Genomic DNA, 17,046 nt, shown 5'->3' on the forward strand with positions numbered 1-17,046 from the left:
GCTCCGGACGGCGGAGAGGCAGGGGTGCCCGGGCACCGGGCAGCGGGTGGCCCGGGTGTCCCGGCAGGCCGCCGCCGCGTCGCCGAGCCGGACCGTCGGCACCCGGTACGGCCCCCACTGTCCGAACGGGACGGTCGGGGCGAAGAGGCTGACCACCGGCACCCCCAGCGCCGCGGCCAGGTGCGCCGGGCCGGTGTTGCCGACGACGAGCGCGCCGGCTCGCGCGATGATCGCGGCCAGCTCGCCGAGTCCGGTGCGGCCGCCGAGGTCGACCCCGCCGGCGGCGGCGACCCGCGCGGTCAGCTCCCGCTCGTCCGGGCCGCCGGTGACCACCACCCGGTACCCGGCGGCGTGGAGCACCCGGACGATCCGGACGGCCAGCTCGGGCGGGCAGGCCCGGGTCTCGACCGAGGACCCGGGGTGCAGCACCACGTAGCCGGGCTCGCCGGCACCGGCCGGGGCGCCCGGCAGCCGGTCCTCGCGCAGCCGCAGCCCCGGCCCGTCGTCGGGGGCCAGGGCGAAGCCGGCGGCGGCGGCGAGGGACAGCGCCCGCTCCGGTTCGGGTACGCCGACCGGTACCTGGTGGCGGACGTCGAGGAGGGTGCCGGGGTAGTCGTCGCTGATGGCGCTGATGCGGGCTACGCCGGCCATGCGGAGCAGCAGGGCCAGCGGCAGTGGGGACTGGTGGAAGGAGGTGAAGATGACGGCTTCGTCGGCGGCGACCTGGGTGAGGCGGGTGGTGAGGTGGCGCATGTCGTCGGGGTCGACGGGGGCGGGGTGGCCGTCGATCCAGGGCAGCGGCCATTCGATGATGTCGTCGACGCCGGGGAGCAGGTGGGCGGCGGCCCGGCCGCGGGGGCCGCAGAGCAGGACCACCCGGTCGGCGCCGGCGGCGACGGCGCGGATGCCGGGGCCGGTGACCAGCACGTCGCCGGCGGCGTCGCTGCGTACCACCAGCACCGTGCCCCGCCGCCGGGCCGGCGCGGTTGGGGCCACCAGGCCGATCCGGTCCAGGATCTGCGCCACCGCCGCGGGCAGGTCGCCGACGACCGTGGGCGCCGAGGCCACCTCGGCCGGTCGGGTGGCCGGGGTGGGGACCATGATCCCCGCGGCGCCGGCCGCCGCGGCGGCGTCCATGTCGGCGCCGATGTCACCCACCATGACGCACCGGGTCGGGCTGGTGCCCAGCGCGCGGGCGGCGGCGTGCACCAGACCCGGCGCGGGCTTGCGGCAGGCGCAGCCGTCCCGCTCGCCGTGCGGGCAGATCTGCCAGGCGTCGAAGGGCCCCAGCAGTTCCTCCACCCGCGTGTTCACCCGGCGCAGCTCGTCGTGGGTGAACAGGCCCCGGGCCAGCCCCGACTGGTTGGTCACCACGGCCAGCCGCAAGCCGGCGGCCCGCAGCCGGTCCAGGGCCTCCCGGGCATCCGGCACGGGACGGACCTTCTCCGGGTCGCCGTTGTAGGGCACGTCCTCGACGAGCGTGCCGTCCCGGTCCAGCAGCACCGCGTCGAAGAGCCCCGGCGGGAACCGGCCAGGACCCGGGTCAACCCGGGCTGACCTGCACTGATCCCGCTCGTGGTCCCCTCGCACGGCGGGCGGGTTCCCGACCCCCCGAGGAGTAAACATCATCTTCGGCGGAGCCGACTCCACCGGCACCCCGGCGCCCGGGGGGTCCGTCGCACCACTCCGCCGTCCGGTGCGGCGTTACCCGCCGCCGCCGAGAAGCTAACCCGGCGGCCGCGTTAGCGGCGGTCCGGGCGGGGGTATGGGATTGCGGTGGCGATTGTGGAGAAAGTGATCGACGCGTCCCCGCAGCAGGTCTTCGACGTGCTGGCCGACGGGTGGACGTACAGCGACTGGGTGGTCGGCACCGCGCACGTGCGAAACGTGGAGGACACCTGGCCCCGGGTCGGCAGCCGGTTGCACCACCGGTCGGGGCCGTGGCCGTTCTCCCTGCAGGACTCCTCCACCGTGCTGGTCTGCGAGCCGCCGCGCAAGCTCGTCATCAAGGCGGGGCTCTGGCCGGCCGGCGAGGCGACGGTGGTGTTCACCCTCGATCCGGTGGGCGACGGCGCCACCCGGGTCCGGATCGGCGAGGACTTCGCCGCCGGGCCGCTGCGCTGGGTGCGCAACAAGCTGAACGACCTGGTGCTGCACCAGCGCAACAAGGAGACGTTGAACCGGCTCTCCGACATCGCCACCCGGCAGAAGGCCGACCGATGACGCAGCGGGTGGTCATCACCGGGGCGAGCGCCGGGGTGGGCCGGGCGATCGCCCGGACGTACGCGGCCCGGGGCGCCCGGTTGGGGCTGATCGCCCGGGGCGGGGCCGGCCTGGCCGCCGCCGAGCGGGACTGCCGCCGGCTCGGCGCCGCCGACGTCCGGACGCATCAGGTCGACGTGGCCGACGCGGGCGCGGTGCAGCGGGCCGCGGACGACGTGGTGCACCACTTCGACGGCCTGGACGTCTGGATCAACGACGCGATGGTGTCGGTCTTCGCCCCGACCTGGGAGATCACGGCGGCCGAGTTCCGCCGGGTCACCGAGGTGAACTACCTCGGCACCGTGCACGGCACGCTGGCCGCGCTGCGGCACATGCGGCCGCACGGCCGCGGCGCCATCGTGCAGGTCGGTTCCGCCCTGGCCTACCGCGGCATCCCGCTGCAGTCGGCGTACTGCGCCAGCAAGCACGCGGTGCAGGGGTTCAACGACTCGCTCCGGGCGGAGCTGCTGCACGACTGCCCCGGCGTACGGCTGTCCATGGTGCAGCTGCCGGCGGTGAACACCCCGCAGTTCTCCTGGGTACGCACCCGGTTGCCCCGGCACCCGCAGCCGGTCCCGCCGATCTTCGCGCCGGAGGTGGCCGCCCGCGCGGTGGTCTGGGCCGCGGACCACGGCCCGCGCGAGCTGAACGTGGGCGGCCCGACCTGGCGGGCCCGGCTGGCCAACATCCTCTTCCCCGGCCTGCTCGACCGGCAGCTGGCCCGCAGCGGGTACGACAGCCAGCAGACCGACACCCCCATCGACCCGGCCGAGTGGCGGGACAACCTGGACCGGCCCGGCGACGACGAGCAGGACTGGGGCGCGGAGGGAGTCTTCACCGGCCGGTCCCGCCGGCACTCGGCCACACTCTGGGTGAGCACGCACAAGCGGACGGCTTCGGTCCTCGCGCTGGGCGGGCTGGTCATGGCGGCCACCGGGCTGGCCCGCCGGTTACGCTGACCGACCGGCGTGACGACGCTGCGCCGCCTTCCAGGCGGGCGTCTGTGCGGACCGGGCGGAGACTACTGGCTATCCTCTCACGTGAACACTGTCGGCCGACCGAGGATGTCCGTGATGATCGAACCCGTGCAGTTGCCCGCTCCGTGGCGGGACGCACGCCTGACCGTCGTCGTTCCCACCTACAACGAGGCGGGGAACCTCCCGGTGCTGGTCGAGCGGCTCCTCGCCCTGCCGCTGCCGGGGCTGAAGGTGCTGGTCGCGGACGACAACTCCCCGGACGGGACCGGTGAGGTGGCGGACAAGCTGGCCATCGAGCACCCGGACCGCGTACAGGTGGTGCACCGCGCGGGCAAGGAGGGGCTCGGCCGGGCGTACGTGGACGGGATCGGTCGCGCGCTGGACGGCGGCGCCGAGTACGTGGCGCAGATGGACGCGGACCTCTCCCACCCGCCGGAGGCGCTGCCGGGCATGCTCGGTGCGCTGCTCTCCACCCAGGCCGGCGTGGTGATCGGCTCCCGCTACGTGCCCGGCGGGCAGCTGGACGAGAACTGGCCGCTCTACCGGCGGGCGCTGAGCGGTTGGGCCAACCTGTACGTGCACACGCTGCTGCGGGTGCGGATCCGTGACCTCACCGCCGGCTTCAAGATCTGGCGTGCCGACGCCCTGCGCGACATCGGGCTGGACCGGGTCCAGTCCAACGGCTACAGCTTCCAGGTCGAGATGCACTACCTCGCCACCAAGCTGGGGCACACCATCCTGGAGGTGCCGATCCGCTTCGAGGAGCGCCGCGAGGGCGCCTCGAAGATGACCACCGCCACCAAGATCGAGAGCGCGCTGATGCCGTTCAAGCTGCGCTCCCGGCACCGCAACATCCAGGGCTGAGCAGGAGTTCCCAGCCGACCCCGCCCCGCTTGCCGGGACGGGGTCGCCCCCTCAGCGGTAGACCGCCCGGTGCGCGGCGCCGATCATCCCGGCGTACAGCTCACCGGTGAGCGCGCGGTCGCGGGCCAGCGCGGCCCGGGCCGCGTTCGCGCCGGGCGCGCCGTGCACGCCGCCGCCCGGGTGGGCCGACGAACTGGCCAGGAAGAGCCGGTCCACCGGGGTGTCCGCCCGTCCCAGGCCGGGGATCGGGCGGAGGAAGAGCTGCTGGTACGCGGCCGCGGTGCCGCCGCCGATCGCGCCGCCGACCAGGCTCGGGTCGCCCTGCTCCAGGTCGGCCGGGCCGGCCACGTGCCGCCCCACGATCAGCGACCGGAAGCCGGGCGCGGCCTCCTCCAGCACCTCCTCCATCCGCTCGGCGTGTCCGGTGATCTCCTCGGCGCGCCACTGTCGCCGGAACGGCAGGTGGGTGTACGACCAGAGCGACTCCGTTCCGGGCGGGGAATGGGTCGGGTCGGCCAGCGACATCTGCCCGACCAGCAGGAACGGGTCGCGGGGCACCTCGCCCCGGGCGAGCGCGGCCGAGTAGGTGGTCAGGCCGTCCAGGTCGGCGCCGAGGTGCACGGTGCCGGCGGTGGCCACCGTCCGGTTCTTCCACGGCACCGGTGCGGAGAGCGCCCAGTCCACCTTGAGGGTGGAGCCGTCCCACTTGAAGTGGGCCAGGTCCTCCACGAGCCGGGGCGGCAGCGCCGCCGCGCCGACCAGGTCCAGGAAGAGCGCCGGGGCGGGGACGTCGGCCAGCACCGCCTTCCGGGCCCGCCAGGTGGCGCCGCCGGCGGTACGCACGCCCATGGCCCGGCCGCGGGCGGTGAGCACCCGGTCGACGCGGGCGCCGTAGTCGATCCGGCCGCCCCGCTCGACCAGCCGGGCCACCAGCGCGTCGGTGATCTTCTGGGACCCGCCGACCGGCACCGGCCAGCCGACCTGCTGGCCGAGCATGGTCAGCAACCAGCCGTACACGCCGGAGCCGGCCTCCTCTGGGGCGAGGTCGGTGTGCAGGGCGCAGCCGGCCAGCAGCGCCCGCCCGCCGTCGCCGTCGAAGAGTTCGTCGCCGAGCTTGCGGACCGGCACGACCAGGCGGCGGGCCAGCCGCAGCGCACCCGAGACCCGGAGCCGGCGCAGCAGGGTGAGCCCGCCGCGCACCGGCGGGAACGGCGTGGTGATGGTGTCGAGCATCGGCTCGGCCACCTCGCACCAGTCGGCGTACGCCTGCCGCCAGCGGTCCCCGTCGCCCGGGGCGAACGCCTCCAGCGAGGCGGCGGTGACGTCGAGATCCCGGTTGACCACCGCGGCCCGCCCGTCGGGCAGCAGGTGGGCCAGCACGTCGGGGGCGTGCGTCCAGGTCAGCCCGTACCGGCCGAGGTCCAGCCCGCGCAGCACCGGCGAGGCGTACCCGAGCGGATAGAACGAGCTGTAGAGGTCGCTGAGGTAGCCCGGGGCGGTCACCTCGGCGGAGCGAATGGCCCCGCCGGGGGTCTGCGTCGCCTCCAGCACCAGGACGTCCCAACCCGCGTCGGCCAGCAGGTTCGCGGCCACCAGGCCGTTGTGGCCGGCGCCGACGACGACGGCGTCCGCGCTCGGCGTGGCGGTCGTGGTCATCCGACCCGCCTACCCGGACGGTTACCGGGCGAAACGCGTTTGCCTTGCCAGGGCCGGGGCATCCACTGCCGCATGTACACGGTTGCGCAGCTCATCGGTGGAGTGTGGGGCGCGGGTGGCGCGGGAGGGGAGCTGGTCGTCCACGATCCGGCCGACGGCTCCCCGGTGACCACCGTGCCGGTGGCGACGGCGGACGAGGTGGCCAAGGCGGTCGAGGCCGCCCGGGAGACGGCGACGGAGTGGGCGGGGACCGCCCCGGCGGACCGGGCGGCGGGGCTGCACCGGGCCGCGGACGCGGTGGAGGCCGCCGCGGAGGAGCTGGCGCAGGCGACGACGGCGGAGATGGGCAAGCCGCTGGACGACGCGCGCGGCGGGGTGGCGGCGGGGATCGGCACGCTGCGACAGTACGCGGAGCTGGCGCCGGTACGCGGCGGCCGGACGCTGCACGGCGGCAGTCGTCCATCGACTTCATGGCTCCCGAGCCGCACGGCGTGGTCGCCGCGATCACCCCCTGGAACGACCCGGTGGCGGTCTCCTGCGGGCTGCTCGGCGCGGCCCTGGTCACCGGCAACGTGGTGCTCTACAAGCCGAGCGAGCGCACCCCGGCCACCGGCTGGCTGCTGGCGAAGGCCCTCGATTCGGCGCTGCCGGCCGGTGCGCTCTCCCTGCTGACCGGCGGTGGTGAGGTGGGTGCGGCGCTGGCCGGGCAGGCGGTGGACGTGGTGGCCCACGTCGGTTCCACCGCCACCGGCCGGCAGATCGCCGCCGCCGGGGCCCGCACCGGCGCGAAGGTGCTGCTGGAGAACGGCGGCAGCGACGCGCTCGTGGTGGACAGCGACGTCGACCCGGTCTGGGCGGCCGAGCAGGCGGCGCTCGGCTGTTTCGCCAACGCCGGGCAGATCTGCGTGGCGGTGGAACGGATCTACGTGCACCGGGAGGTGGCGGAGGACTTCGTCGACGCGCTGACGCAACGCGCGGAGGCGCTGACCATGGGCCCGGGCCGCGACCCGGGGACGCAGCTCGGGCCGCTGGTGGACCGGCGGCATCGGGACCACGTGCACGGGCAGGTCACCGCGGCGACTGCGGAGGGGGCGCGGGTGCGTACCGGCGGGACGGTGCCGGACGGGCCGGGGGCGTTCTACCCGGCGACGGTGGTGGCCGACTGCCGGCACGAGATGACGCTGGTCCGCGAGGAAACGTTCGGGCCGGTCGCCCCGGTGATCGTGGTCGACTCGTTCACGGAGGGGCTGCGCTGCGCCGCCGACTCGCCGTACGGCCTGGCGGCGACGGTGCTCACCGGGTCGATGAGTCACGCCCAGCGGGCCTGGCGGGAGCTGCCGGTCGGCACGGTCAAGGTGAACGCGGTCTTCGGCGGCGCGCCGGGCGGCGCCGCGCAGCCGCGCCGGGGCAGCGGACAGGGCTTCGGGTACGGCCCGGAGCTGCTCGACGAGTTCAGCACGGTGAAGACCGTGCACATCGAGGCGCCGGGCGGCGGCCGCTGGTGACGACGGGACGACGGGAGCCCGGGACCGCTGGTCCCGGGCTCCAATGGTCGGACGGTCAGCGGCGGGCGCGCGCCTCACGGGTCTGCTTGTCGTTCGCCTTCTGGATCGCCCTGACCAGCTCCGGCTTGGTCATCCGGGACCGGCCCGGCACGTCCAGCTTCTTGGCGACCTCCATCAGGTGCTCCTTGGGCGCATTCGCGTCCACGCCGGCGGCCGTCGGTGCCCGCCGCGCGGGGCCGCCCCCGGCTGCCTGCTGGTCGCTGGGGCCCTTGCGGCCCTTCGGCTCCCAGTGGTCGCCGACCTTCTCGAACTCGTGCTTCACCGCGGCGAACGCGGTGCGGTGCGCCCGCTGCCCCTCGCCGTAGGTCTCCACCGCCGAGTCGTGCGTCTTCTCCCACGTCCGCTGGGCCTTCTCCGGGGAGCGCCGCAGCGTGCTGGGCAGTACTTCGCGCCCGGGCATCTCGTCCTCCTCCGTCTCGATGGGTTACCCAATGGAGTTCCCGCACCGCCCGCCGGCAAACGGCACCGGTTTGTCGATTTTCCCGGCGGGGTACCGCCCGGGCCACCACGTACGGGGGTGCGCCCGGGCGGCGGAACACAGGGAGCGGTCATGGCAGCGACGACGGAACCGGCGGTCGGCGGTCGGCAGCCGGCCCGGATCCCCCGCCGGATGCGCCAGCTGAGCTGGGCCACCTGGCGCGGGGTGCTGGTCCGCAGCGGGCGGAACTTCGTCAAGGACAACTGCGCCGACTGGGCGGCGGCGCTCACCTACTACGGCGTGCTGGCGTTGTTCCCCGCCACCGTCGTGGTGGTCGCGCTGGTGGGGCTGGTCTCCGACGGCGAGCGCACCGTGGACACGGTGATCGACCTGGCCCGGGAGATCGGCGCCGGGTCGGTGGTCGGCAACGACGGCTTCGTCGACGTGGTACGCGGCGTGGTCGAGCAGCAGGGCTCGGCGAAGGTGCTGCTGAGCTTCGGTCTGCTCGGCGCGCTCTGGTCGGCGTCGGGCTTCATCGGGGCGTTCACCCGGGCCTCCAACGCCGTCTACGGGGTCGAGGAGGGCCGCCCGTTCTACCGGCTGCGCCCGCTGCAGATCGGCCTGGCCGGGGTGTCGCTGGTCCTGTTGGCGATCGTCGCCACCGGCCTGATCGTCAGCGGGCCGGTCACCGACGCGGTGGGCGACCGGCTGCACGCCGGCGGGCTGGCCCGGACGGTGTGGAGCGTCGCCAAGTGGCCGGTGCTGGCCCTGGTGGTGATGACCCTGCTCTCTCTGATGTTCTGGATCGCGCCGAACGTCCAGCAGCCCCGGTTCCGCTGGCTCACCCCGGGCGGGGCGCTCGCCCTGCTCGCCTGGGTGGTCGCGTCGTTCGGTTTCGGCCTCTACGTCGCCAACTTCGGCTCGTACGACGTGACCTACGGCAGCCTCGGCGCCGTCATCGCCTTCCTGGTCTGGCTGTACCTGTCCAACTGCGCGCTGCTGCTCGGCGTACAGGTCAATGCGGAGCTGCAGCGTGGCCGGGTGCTGCAGGCGGGCGGCGGGGACCCGGGCGAGCCGGTCCTGCCGCCCCGGGCGCCCGCCGATTCGTGACCGAATGACCGGCTCCCCGGCCCCGGTTTACCGGGGGCCGGCTCGGGCATGTCTGAAGGCATGGAACGTGGCAGCAGCAAGCACTCGCCGAGGGTCGACGACAACATGAGTCAGGAGGTCAGCGGCCTCGTGCAGGGGCCGGGGGCCGGTGGCTCGCGCGTCGAGGAGTCCCGCCAGCCGGAGCCGGCGGGCGAGGACCAGCCGGAGCCGAAGACGGTGACGGCCGGCGCGAGCCGCGGCGGCAACCCGCAGGGTATGAGCATGGACGACGTGGAGGGGCGCAGCCGCCTCGGCCGGTTCATCACCATGACGGCGCTGCCGGGCGACCGGGCGACGCTGATCGCCAACGCCCAGGAGAACGCGGCGCCGGCGGACATCATCGCCGCGTTGGAGGGGCTTCCCGAGGGCATCCGTTACCAGACGATTTCCGAGGTGTGGGCCGCACTCGGGCACAAGAACGAGACAACGCGCTGGTGACCGGATCGGCCCACGATCCGGAGACTCACCGGCGGGCAGAGGAGGATTCATGAGCGGCGTTATCGAGCACGTGGACGTCTCGGTCCCGATCCGGACCGCCTACGACCAGTGGACCCAGTTCGAGGAGTTCCTCCACTTCATGGAGGGTGTCCAGGAGGTGCGGCAGCTCTCCGACACCTTGACCCACTGGACGGTGGAGATCGCCGGGGTGAAGCGGGAGTTCGACGCCGAGATCACCGAGCAGTTGCCGGACGAGCGGGTCGCCTGGAAGTCCACCGGCGGCACCCAGCAGGCCGGGGTGGTGACGTTCCACCGGCTCGACGAGGGCAACACCCGGGTCACCCTGCAGATGGACTTCGAGCCGCACGGCGTGGTCGAGCAGGCCGGCGACAAGCTGGGGGTGGTCGACCGCCGGGCCAAGGGCGATCTGGCGCGGTTCAAGCAGTTCATCGAGCGGCGCGGTCAGGAGACCGGCGCCTGGCGCGGCAAGGTCGACCGGCCGACGCCCTGATCCCCTGACCCCCGAACCTGACGACTCCGATGGCCGCCGGTGCTCCGGCGGCCATCGCCGTGTGCGCCCGGCCGCCCGCGATCGGGTTGTCGGCCACGGCCGTTTGCGATCACCGCACCCGGGTACCGCTGGGGAATGACCGACAACGACAGCCACGTGTGGCGCGACGAGGACCGGACCCCGCTGCGCGAACTGGACCGGGCGATCGCCCGTTCCACGCTCGACGGGCAGGCCGACGACGCCACCGGCAACGACGCCGGTGAGGAGGCCGCGTTCGGGCACGGTCCCGAGGCGGTGGACCGCGGCGCCGGCCCGGAGGCGGAGCGCCGGGAGATGACGGACGCGGACCGGGCGTACCGGCCCTCGACGACCGGGCGGACCGGCCCCGACAGCATGTGAGGTGGGCGGGGCTCCGGTGGCGGGTGGCCGCGGCCCGGAGCCCAGCGCGCCACCGCCCGGGCGCGACTCCCCCGAAACGACAAAAAGTGAGGCCCGGACGGTCGAGAAACCGGACAGGTCATCCAGAATCGGCCGAACGGGTGACGGCAACGCCGGGGTCCGCGTAAGACTTTCGGGATGCAACAGGGCTCCGGCTTCCTCACCCCACGTCAGCGTCGCCTGGCCTGGCTCGGCTTCCTGCTCGCCGCCGTCCAGGCACCCGTCGCCGCGAAACTGGTCTCCGACGACTCCTGGCTGTTCAGCCTCTGCGTCGCGCTGATGGTGGCCACGGTGATCATCGCGGACGACGCCGGCCGGCGCCGTCCGGCAGGCGCCCCCTCCTCGGACTAGCCCTCCGCGCCGGGGCGCGCCTCGTGCCCCGGTCGCCCCCGGGTGCGGCGCCGCTCCTTCATCTCCGCCTCGTACAGGTGTCGTCGGCCGTCGACCAGCTCGTCGCGGGCTTGGCGGTCCAGCTCCCCGAACAGGGCGTAATAGCCGTCGTCGAAGTCCTCGACGATCTGGAAGGTCCAGCGCCCGGCGATCACGTTCCGGCCGAGCAGGTCCCGGCCGATCCGGTCGGCGACGTCGGCGTGGCCGGCGGCCCGGAACAGCTCCACCGCGTCGTCCAGCATCAGGTCGGCATGGCCGATGAGCTGGTGCAGCGCGTAGAGGTGGCCACGGGCCCGTTCGACGGTCTCCAGGGCCTCACTGAGCTTCCCCAGGGCCTCGACCGTGCCGTCGCTCACGCCGGCCGGTCGGCGGTGCCGCTCGTCGGGTCCGTCGGCGTGTTGTCCCATTCCGTTCCTCCGTGAGGTCGCCCGCGCCGGTTCGCGCGGTTTCCCTTCTGCCCGGTCCCGGCCGGGTCAATCCCCCCGGAGGATGGCGGACACCGTCCCGGCCGACCGGCACTCATCCGGTCGGCCGAGGCCGCCCCGGTCACGGCGTGATTAGCCTCGGTTTCCATGCGTGTGCCGAACAACCGGGTCGCGACCCGTTCCGCCGCCGGCTCCGCGCGGTCCGCCCTCATCGCGCTGACCGCCTCCGTCGGCACCGCCGGGCTGGCCGCGCCGCCGCCCGCCCCGGGCTGCTCGCCCTGGTCGACCAGCACGCCGCCGCCGTCCGGGAAAGTCTGGACGGCGACCGCCGGCCGCTCACGGTCGCCGCGCTCGCCGGGTACGCCGAGGGCGTCCGCGCCGCCGCGATCGAGCACGGCTGGCAGCCGTCCGGCGAACCGACCGACTGGTCGGCACCGGACTGGCTGCACACCCGCCTGCTGGCGGTGTGCGCCCTGGCCCGCGCGCTGGACCCGCGGCACCTGGCCTGAACCGAGGGAAGGCGCCCGCGATCGCCCCGCGGACACCCTCTCCCCCCTGCCACCGGTCGGCTCAGCCGCCCGGACGTTGGAACTGCTGGGTCTCGTCGCCCTGCCCGCCCCGGGCGCCGGACATCGCCTGGGTACGCTCTGCGGCGCTCCGGTCGGCCATCTGCCGCTCGTAGTCGCTGCGCCCGGCACCCTGCGCCTGGCGCTGCTCCCGGACCGCGCGGGATTCCTGCTCGATCCGGTTCAGCCAGCCGTCCCAGCGGTTCTGCATCGGCCTCACCAGACCACCGCCGACGCCGACGATCAGGATGCCGGCCGCCGTGGCGAGCACCGCGATCAGCACCGGCGTGGTCACCGTGGTGGCGATGCCCACCTGGTTCAGCGCGGCGATCACGCCGAGCGCCAGGATGAAGATCGCCGCCAGGTCGGCCAGGATCTTGCCGTACGAGAGCCCGCCCAGCGCGCCGGTGATCAGGTCCCGGACCGCGTTGGCGATGGCGGCCGCGATCACCACGATGACGATCGCCACGAAGGCTCGCGGCAGCCAGGCGACCACGCCCCGGATCAGGTCGCTGATCGCGTTCGGCCCCCACACGCCGAACGCGAACTGCAGGGTGAACAGCAGGACGGCGTAGTAGGCCAGTTTGGCCAGGATGTCACTCGCGTCGTACTTGGTTCGCTCGAGCGCCCGTTTGACGCCGCCCCGTTCGACCCAGCGGTCGAAGCCCACCCGTTCCAGCACGGTGTCCACGATCTTGAGGACGGCCCGGGCGATGAGCCAACCCACCACGAGGATCACGATGAACGCGATGGCCCTCGGGATGAAGAGCAGCACCGACCTCCACATGTCGGCCACGGCGTCGCCAATGTCGGCCTGCCCGGCCGCGAGGGTTTTCGGCATGATGTCCCTCCTGTCGCGTGAACTGCGACGTCCGCATACCCGGTCGTTCGTGTGGCACGCCGCGCCACCGGCCGGGATTTTCCCGACATATCCCACCAGAGAGGCCCTGACCTGGCGTAACGGCCGGACCGGCGCGCACCGGAGACCCTCTCCCGCGCGTGATCGGAACGTCCGCGTCACGCTCCGGATAGGCTGCGGTCATGCCAGGCACGGTCAGGCGGATCCCCACGCCATCAGCCCCCGTCCCGCGAGGGCCCGGGGAGCCGGCCGCCGGCGGCTCCGGCGCGGCGGCCGCCGTGCTCGCCCATCCCTGGGCCGGCACGTCCCTCGGCGCGCCCGAGCAGTGGGACCCGGCGGTACGGGCCGTGGTCGATCTGGTCCTCGCCTCGCCCGTCCCGATGGCCCTGCTCTACGGGGACGACCTGGTGCTGCTCTACAACGACGGGTACGCCGAGCTGATCGGCGCCCGGCACCCGGAGGCGCTCGGGCGGCCGGCCGCGGAGGTCTTCGCGGACGTCTGGTCCGAGCCGGGCGCCGGGGAGGTGCTCGAACGGGCGTACCGGCACGGCGAGTCCTTCCTCGAGCGGGAGGCGGTGCTGCCGGCCGACCGGCATCTGGTCGGCGGCGGCGAGCCGGCGGTGTTCACCCGCGGCCACTCCCCGGTGCGCGACAGCAGCGGCCAGATCATCGGCGTGCTCACCGTCGCCGCGCAGACCACCCAGCTCACCCAGCAGTTGCAGAGCCTGAGCGACTTCGCCGCCGCCCTCTCCGGCACCCTCACCCTCGACGACGTCGCCCGGGTCACCCTCCGGTACGCCATCAACTCGTTCGACGCCGACCGGGTCGCCTTCGCGGTCGACGAGGGCGGGACCTGGCGGATGGTCCGGCGGACCCGCGGTGAGCTGCTGGACGAGGCAGACGAGCGGCTCCCGCCGCTGTGGCGGCGCGCCCCGGCCGAGTCGCCCGGCCCGGTCGCGGCGACCGCCCGCAGCGGGGTGCCCTGCTACGTCAGCGACGGCCATCCGCTGCGGGAGACCGCGGTGGACCGGCACGACCAGAAGATCCGGGCGTTGGCCGCCCTGCCGCTGCGCTCCTCGGTGGTCCGGGGCGCCCTGGCGGTCGGCTACCAGACCCCGCACACCTGGTCCGCGGCGGAGCGGGCGCTGCTGATCGCCTCCGCCGAGCTGGTGGGTCAGGCGGCAGAGCGGGCCCGCCGGTTCGAGACCCAGCACGGCACCGCCCAGCTGCTGCAGCGCAGCATGCTGCCGGAGCAGCTGCCCGACCTGCCCCGGCTGCGCATCGCCGCCCGGTACGCCCCCGGGGTCGACGGCAACGCCGCCGGCGGTGACTTCTACGACGCCTTCGTGCTGCCCACCGGCGCGCTGGGCGTGGTCCTCGGTGACGTGGCCGGGCACGACGTGCAGGCGGCCGCGCGGATGGGGCAGGTGCGGGCGGCCCTGCGGGCGCTCGCCCTCAGCGATCCCCGTCCCGACGCGGTGCTAGCCGGGTTGGACCGGCTGGTGTCCAGCCTGGGCGCCGAGGGCGGGACGCAGGAGCTCTTCGTCACCGTGGTCTTCGGGGTGGTCGAGCCGGACCGGGAGCGGATCACGCTGGCCAGCGCGGGCCATCCCGCGCCGTTGATCCGGCGCTGCTCGGCGGCGGGCGAGCCCTTCGCCGAGTACGTCGACGTGCCGCCCGGCGCTCCGCTGGGTCTCGGCTGCCGGCCCCGGACGGCCACCGTGCCGTTCCGACCCGGAGACACCCTGCTGCTGTTCAGCGACGGGGTGGTCGAGCGGCGCTGGCAGGACCTGACGGCCGGGCTGGACGAGCTGGCCGGCGCGGTGACCGCGGCCGGCAGCGGCGACCCCCGGGCGCTGTGCGCGGTGGCCACCGCCGCGGTCCCCGGGGCCACCGAGGACGACGTCGCGGTGCTGGCGGTGGAGCACGCGGTCAAGCCGAGCCGGTCGGTCAGCATGGAGGTCCCGGCCGAGCCGACCGCGCCGGGCCGGGTACGGCACTGGATGACGGCGCAGCTCACCGAGTGGCGGGTGCCGGAGGCGGTGGTGGGCGCGGCGGTGCTCTGCACCAGCGAGCTGACCACCAACGCGTTGCTGCACGCCGGCACCGCCGCCCGGGTGGAGATCGACCTGAGCGCCGAACGGCTGCTGGTGTCGGTCGCCGACTCGGGCACCCGGGGCACGGTGACCCGCACGCAGACCGACACGCTGAGCAGCCGGGGACGGGGTCTGGGCCTGATCGAGGAGCTGAGCGACGCCTGGGGCACCGACCCGACGGTGCGCGGCTCGACCGTCTGGTTCGAGATCCTCATTCCGGCCGGATGAGTCGCGTCGGCGCGCGCCGGGGCGGGTAGAAGGGGAGACATGCCTACCGACAACCGCCGCGGCGTCCTCCTCGACGTGGACGGCACCCTCGTCGACACCACCTATCTGCACACCGTGAGCTGGTGGGAGGCGCTGCGCCAGGCCGATCACCAGGTCCCCATGGCGCTGATCCACCGGTCGATCGGCATGGGCTCCGACAAGCTCCTCGACCACCTGCTGGGGCCGGAACGCGACCGGGACGACGACGGCAGGCTGCGGGCCGCCCACGACGGCTTCTTCGGCGAGTACTGGGAGCGGCTCACCCCGCTGCCCGGGGCCGCCGACCTGCTCCGGGCCTGCGCCGCCCGCGGGCTGCGGGTGGTTCTGGCGACGTCGGCGGCTGAGCGCGAGGTGGCCGCGCTGCGGGCCGCGCTGGACGCCGACGACGCCGTCGACACGGTCACCTCCTCCGCCGACGCGCAGCAGAGCAAGCCGGCGCCGGACATCCTGGTCGCCGCGCTGGAGCAGTCGGGGCTCACGGCGGAGCGGGTGGTGTTCGTCGGCGACTCGGTCTGGGACGTCGTGGCGGCCGGCAAGCTGGACATCCCGTGCATCGGCCTGACCTGCGGCGGGACCAGTCGGGGCGAGCTGGCCGGCGCGGGCGCGGTGGCGGTCTACGACGACCCGGCGGCCCTTCTCGACGGCCTCGCCGACAGCGCCATCGCCACCCTCGGCTGACCCGCCGGCGCCGTCGCCGGGCGCCCCTGGGTGGGGCGGATCCCGGGCAGGGTGACCGGCCCCACCCGGAACAAGCGGACATCGAGGCATAGCGGACGGGAGTACGGGGCACTGGTCACCACCTGCCCGCGTCGCGGGCGGCGGGAAGGTGGTGCCGTGGAACCCGTGGACGTCGCGCTCGCGCTGGTGGGTGTGGGCGCGCTGCTGGCAGGGATCCTGCCGCGCGTGCTGGAGCGGCGCCCGCTCTCCATGCCGATCGCCTTCCTCGGCCTCGGCATGCTGGTCTTCCTGCTTCCGACCGGGCTGCCCACGCCGGACCCGCTGCGTTGGCCCGAACTCACCACGCATCTCACCGAGATCGGCGTGATCGTGGCACTGATGGGTGCCGGGTTGAAGATCGACCGGCCGCTGAGCTGGGCCCGCTGGTCGTCGACCTGGCGACTGCTGGCCATCGCCATGCCGCTGTGCATCGCGACGGTGGCGCTGCTGGGCTGGTGGTGGGTGGGCCTGGCGCCGGCGGCGGCGCTCCTGCTCGGCGCGGCGCTCGCCCCCACCGACCCGGTGCTCGCCGCGGACGTGCAGGTGGGCGAGCCGACCGACGTGGAGGACTCCGAGGACGAGGTGCGCTTCGCGCTGACCTCGGAGGCGGGGCTAAACGACGGCCTGGCCTTCCCGTTCGTGTACGCCGCCATCGCCATCGCCACCACCAGCCTCGCCCCGGCGGACTGGCTGGCGCACTGGCTCACCGTCGACGTGCTCTACAAGCTCGCCGTCGGCGTCGGGGGTGGGCTGCTCATCGGCTGGCTGCTCGGCAAGCTCTTCTTCCGGGCGCCGAGCGAGCTGCGGCTGGCCCGGCACGCCGAGGGCTTCCTCGCGCTGGCCGCCACCTTCCTGGCGTACGGGCTGGTGGAGGTGGTCGGCGGGTACGGCTTCGTGGCGGTCTTCGTGGCGGCCCGGGCGATCCGGGCGGCGGAGCGGACCCACGAGTTCCACTCGGTGCTGCACGACTTCGCCGAGCAGATCGAGCGGTTGCTGACCGTCATGCTGCTGCTGCTCTTCGGCGGCGCGGTGATCGGCGGGCTGCTCGCCCCGCTGACCTGGCCGGCGGCGCTGGTCGGGCTGGCGCTGGTCTTCGTGGTCCGGCCGCTGGCCGGCTGGCTGTCCCTGCGCGGGGCGCCCGGTCGGCCGGCCGAGCACTGGGTGATCGCGCTGTTCGGCATCCGCGGCGTCGGCTCGTTCTACTACCTGGCGTACGCCACCAGCAGGACGGACTTCCCGCAGGCGGAGCTGATCTGGGCCACCGTCGGCCTGGTGGTGATCGTCTCGGTGGTGGTGCACGGGATCGCGGCCACCCCGGTCATGCAGCTGCTAGACCGGGCCGGCGAGCGGACGCAGGAGCACCCGGAGCGGGGACGCGCGGAGGAGCCGGCGCTGGGCGGCGCCCGAAGCTGAGCGGGGGTCGGCCGAGGGCCGGCCGGCCGCGCCGG

At 74.4% G+C, this 17,046-nt stretch carries 16 protein-coding genes and 2 pseudogenes; 13 read left to right on the top strand and 5 right to left on the bottom strand.

The window, feature by feature from the left end; genetic code table 11:
* Positions 1-1,590 (bottom strand): HAD-IIIA family hydrolase (locus JNW87_RS20240; protein WP_375373524.1); only part of this gene is annotated, 1,590 nt, incomplete at its 3' end.
* 186 nt (positions 1,591-1,776) lie between these two features.
* Between JNW87_RS20240 and JNW87_RS20245 the strand changes: the two genes are divergently transcribed.
* The 3 genes from JNW87_RS20245 to JNW87_RS20255 all read left to right on the top strand — a co-directional run bounded on the left by JNW87_RS20245 (position 1,777) and on the right by JNW87_RS20255 (position 4,103).
* The gene (locus tag JNW87_RS20245) at positions 1,777-2,223 is read left to right on the top strand and encodes an SRPBCC family protein (protein ID WP_238454206.1); all 447 of its coding nucleotides are present in this window, start codon (positions 1,777-1,779) and stop codon (positions 2,221-2,223) included.
* Positions 2,220-3,221: an SDR family oxidoreductase gene (locus tag JNW87_RS20250; RefSeq protein ID WP_238454207.1), complete on the top strand. Its 1,002-nt coding sequence runs from the start codon at positions 2,220-2,222 to the stop codon at positions 3,219-3,221. Before JNW87_RS20245 ends, JNW87_RS20250 begins: the two co-directional genes overlap by 4 nt.
* Before the next feature lie 114 nt (positions 3,222-3,335).
* Positions 3,336-4,103, top strand: coding sequence for a polyprenol monophosphomannose synthase (locus JNW87_RS20255; RefSeq protein WP_109800845.1), 768 nt, complete (start codon positions 3,336-3,338; stop codon positions 4,101-4,103).
* A gap of 51 nt (positions 4,104-4,154) precedes the next feature.
* Here the strand turns inward: JNW87_RS20255 and JNW87_RS20260 are convergent, their stop codons facing one another.
* Positions 4,155-5,759, bottom strand: coding sequence for an NAD(P)/FAD-dependent oxidoreductase (locus tag JNW87_RS20260; RefSeq protein WP_238454208.1), 1,605 nt, complete (start codon positions 5,757-5,759; stop codon positions 4,155-4,157).
* Between the two features lie 72 nt (positions 5,760-5,831).
* Between JNW87_RS20260 and JNW87_RS20265 the strand changes: the two are divergent.
* Positions 5,832-7,264: pseudogene (locus tag JNW87_RS20265) on the top strand (aldehyde dehydrogenase family protein).
* Positions 7,265-7,319: 55 nt separating this feature from the next.
* Here the strand turns inward: JNW87_RS20265 and JNW87_RS20270 are convergent.
* Positions 7,320-7,724 carry a ChaB family protein gene (locus tag JNW87_RS20270; protein WP_238454209.1) on the bottom strand — a complete coding sequence of 135 codons (405 nt, stop codon included), beginning with the start codon at positions 7,722-7,724 and terminating at the stop codon, positions 7,320-7,322.
* 150 nt (positions 7,725-7,874) lie between these two features.
* Between JNW87_RS20270 and JNW87_RS20275 the strand changes: the two genes are divergently transcribed.
* From JNW87_RS20275 to JNW87_RS20295, 5 genes are all read left to right on the top strand, one after another.
* Positions 7,875-8,852, top strand: coding sequence for a YihY/virulence factor BrkB family protein (locus JNW87_RS20275; protein WP_238454210.1), 978 nt, complete (start codon positions 7,875-7,877; stop codon positions 8,850-8,852).
* A 60-nt stretch (positions 8,853-8,912) separates the two neighbouring features.
* The gene (locus JNW87_RS20280) at positions 8,913-9,329 is read left to right on the top strand and encodes a DUF2795 domain-containing protein (protein ID WP_109800850.1); all 417 of its coding nucleotides are present in this window, start codon (positions 8,913-8,915) and stop codon (positions 9,327-9,329) included.
* A 49-nt stretch (positions 9,330-9,378) separates the two neighbouring features.
* The gene (locus JNW87_RS20285; RefSeq protein WP_238454211.1) at positions 9,379-9,840 is read left to right on the top strand and encodes an SRPBCC family protein; all 462 of its coding nucleotides are present in this window, start codon (positions 9,379-9,381) and stop codon (positions 9,838-9,840) included.
* 135 nt (positions 9,841-9,975) lie between these two features.
* Positions 9,976-10,239, top strand: coding sequence for a hypothetical protein (locus JNW87_RS20290; RefSeq protein WP_109800852.1), 264 nt, complete (start codon positions 9,976-9,978; stop codon positions 10,237-10,239).
* A gap of 177 nt (positions 10,240-10,416) precedes the next feature.
* Positions 10,417-10,629, top strand: a complete 213-nt coding sequence (locus JNW87_RS20295) for a hypothetical protein (protein WP_109800853.1) — start codon at positions 10,417-10,419, stop codon at positions 10,627-10,629.
* On the opposite strand, the gene JNW87_RS20300 is transcribed toward JNW87_RS20295, so the two are convergent.
* Positions 10,626-11,075, bottom strand: coding sequence for a hypothetical protein (locus JNW87_RS20300; protein WP_238454212.1), 450 nt, complete (start codon positions 11,073-11,075; stop codon positions 10,626-10,628). The genes JNW87_RS20295 and JNW87_RS20300 overlap by 4 nt on opposite strands.
* Before the next feature lie 165 nt (positions 11,076-11,240).
* Between JNW87_RS20300 and JNW87_RS20305 the strand changes: the two are divergent.
* Positions 11,241-11,602, top strand: a pseudogene (locus JNW87_RS20305) (DUF6401 family natural product biosynthesis protein).
* A 61-nt stretch (positions 11,603-11,663) separates the two neighbouring features.
* Here the strand turns inward: JNW87_RS20305 and JNW87_RS20310 are convergent.
* Positions 11,664-12,500, bottom strand: coding sequence for a hypothetical protein (locus JNW87_RS20310; protein ID WP_109800856.1), 837 nt, complete (start codon positions 12,498-12,500; stop codon positions 11,664-11,666).
* A gap of 200 nt (positions 12,501-12,700) precedes the next feature.
* Between JNW87_RS20310 and JNW87_RS20315 the strand changes: the two genes are divergently transcribed.
* The 3 genes from JNW87_RS20315 to JNW87_RS20325 all read left to right on the top strand — a co-directional run bounded on the left by JNW87_RS20315 (position 12,701) and on the right by JNW87_RS20325 (position 17,011).
* Positions 12,701-14,842: a SpoIIE family protein phosphatase gene (locus tag JNW87_RS20315; protein ID WP_238454213.1), complete on the top strand. Its 2,142-nt coding sequence runs from the start codon at positions 12,701-12,703 to the stop codon at positions 14,840-14,842.
* Between the two features lie 39 nt (positions 14,843-14,881).
* On the top strand, positions 14,882-15,559 hold the full coding sequence (locus JNW87_RS20320; protein ID WP_109800858.1) for an HAD family hydrolase: 678 nt from the start codon (positions 14,882-14,884) through the stop codon (positions 15,557-15,559).
* 156 nt (positions 15,560-15,715) lie between these two features.
* The gene (locus JNW87_RS20325; protein ID WP_109800859.1) at positions 15,716-17,011 is read left to right on the top strand and encodes a sodium:proton antiporter; all 1,296 of its coding nucleotides are present in this window, start codon (positions 15,716-15,718) and stop codon (positions 17,009-17,011) included.
* Positions 17,012-17,046: the final 35 nt, after the last annotated feature.

Origin of the sequence: Micromonospora sp. ATA51 (assembly GCF_016802855.1) — a bacterium.
Taxonomy (GTDB): domain Bacteria; phylum Actinomycetota; class Actinomycetes; order Mycobacteriales; family Micromonosporaceae; genus Micromonospora; species Micromonospora sicca.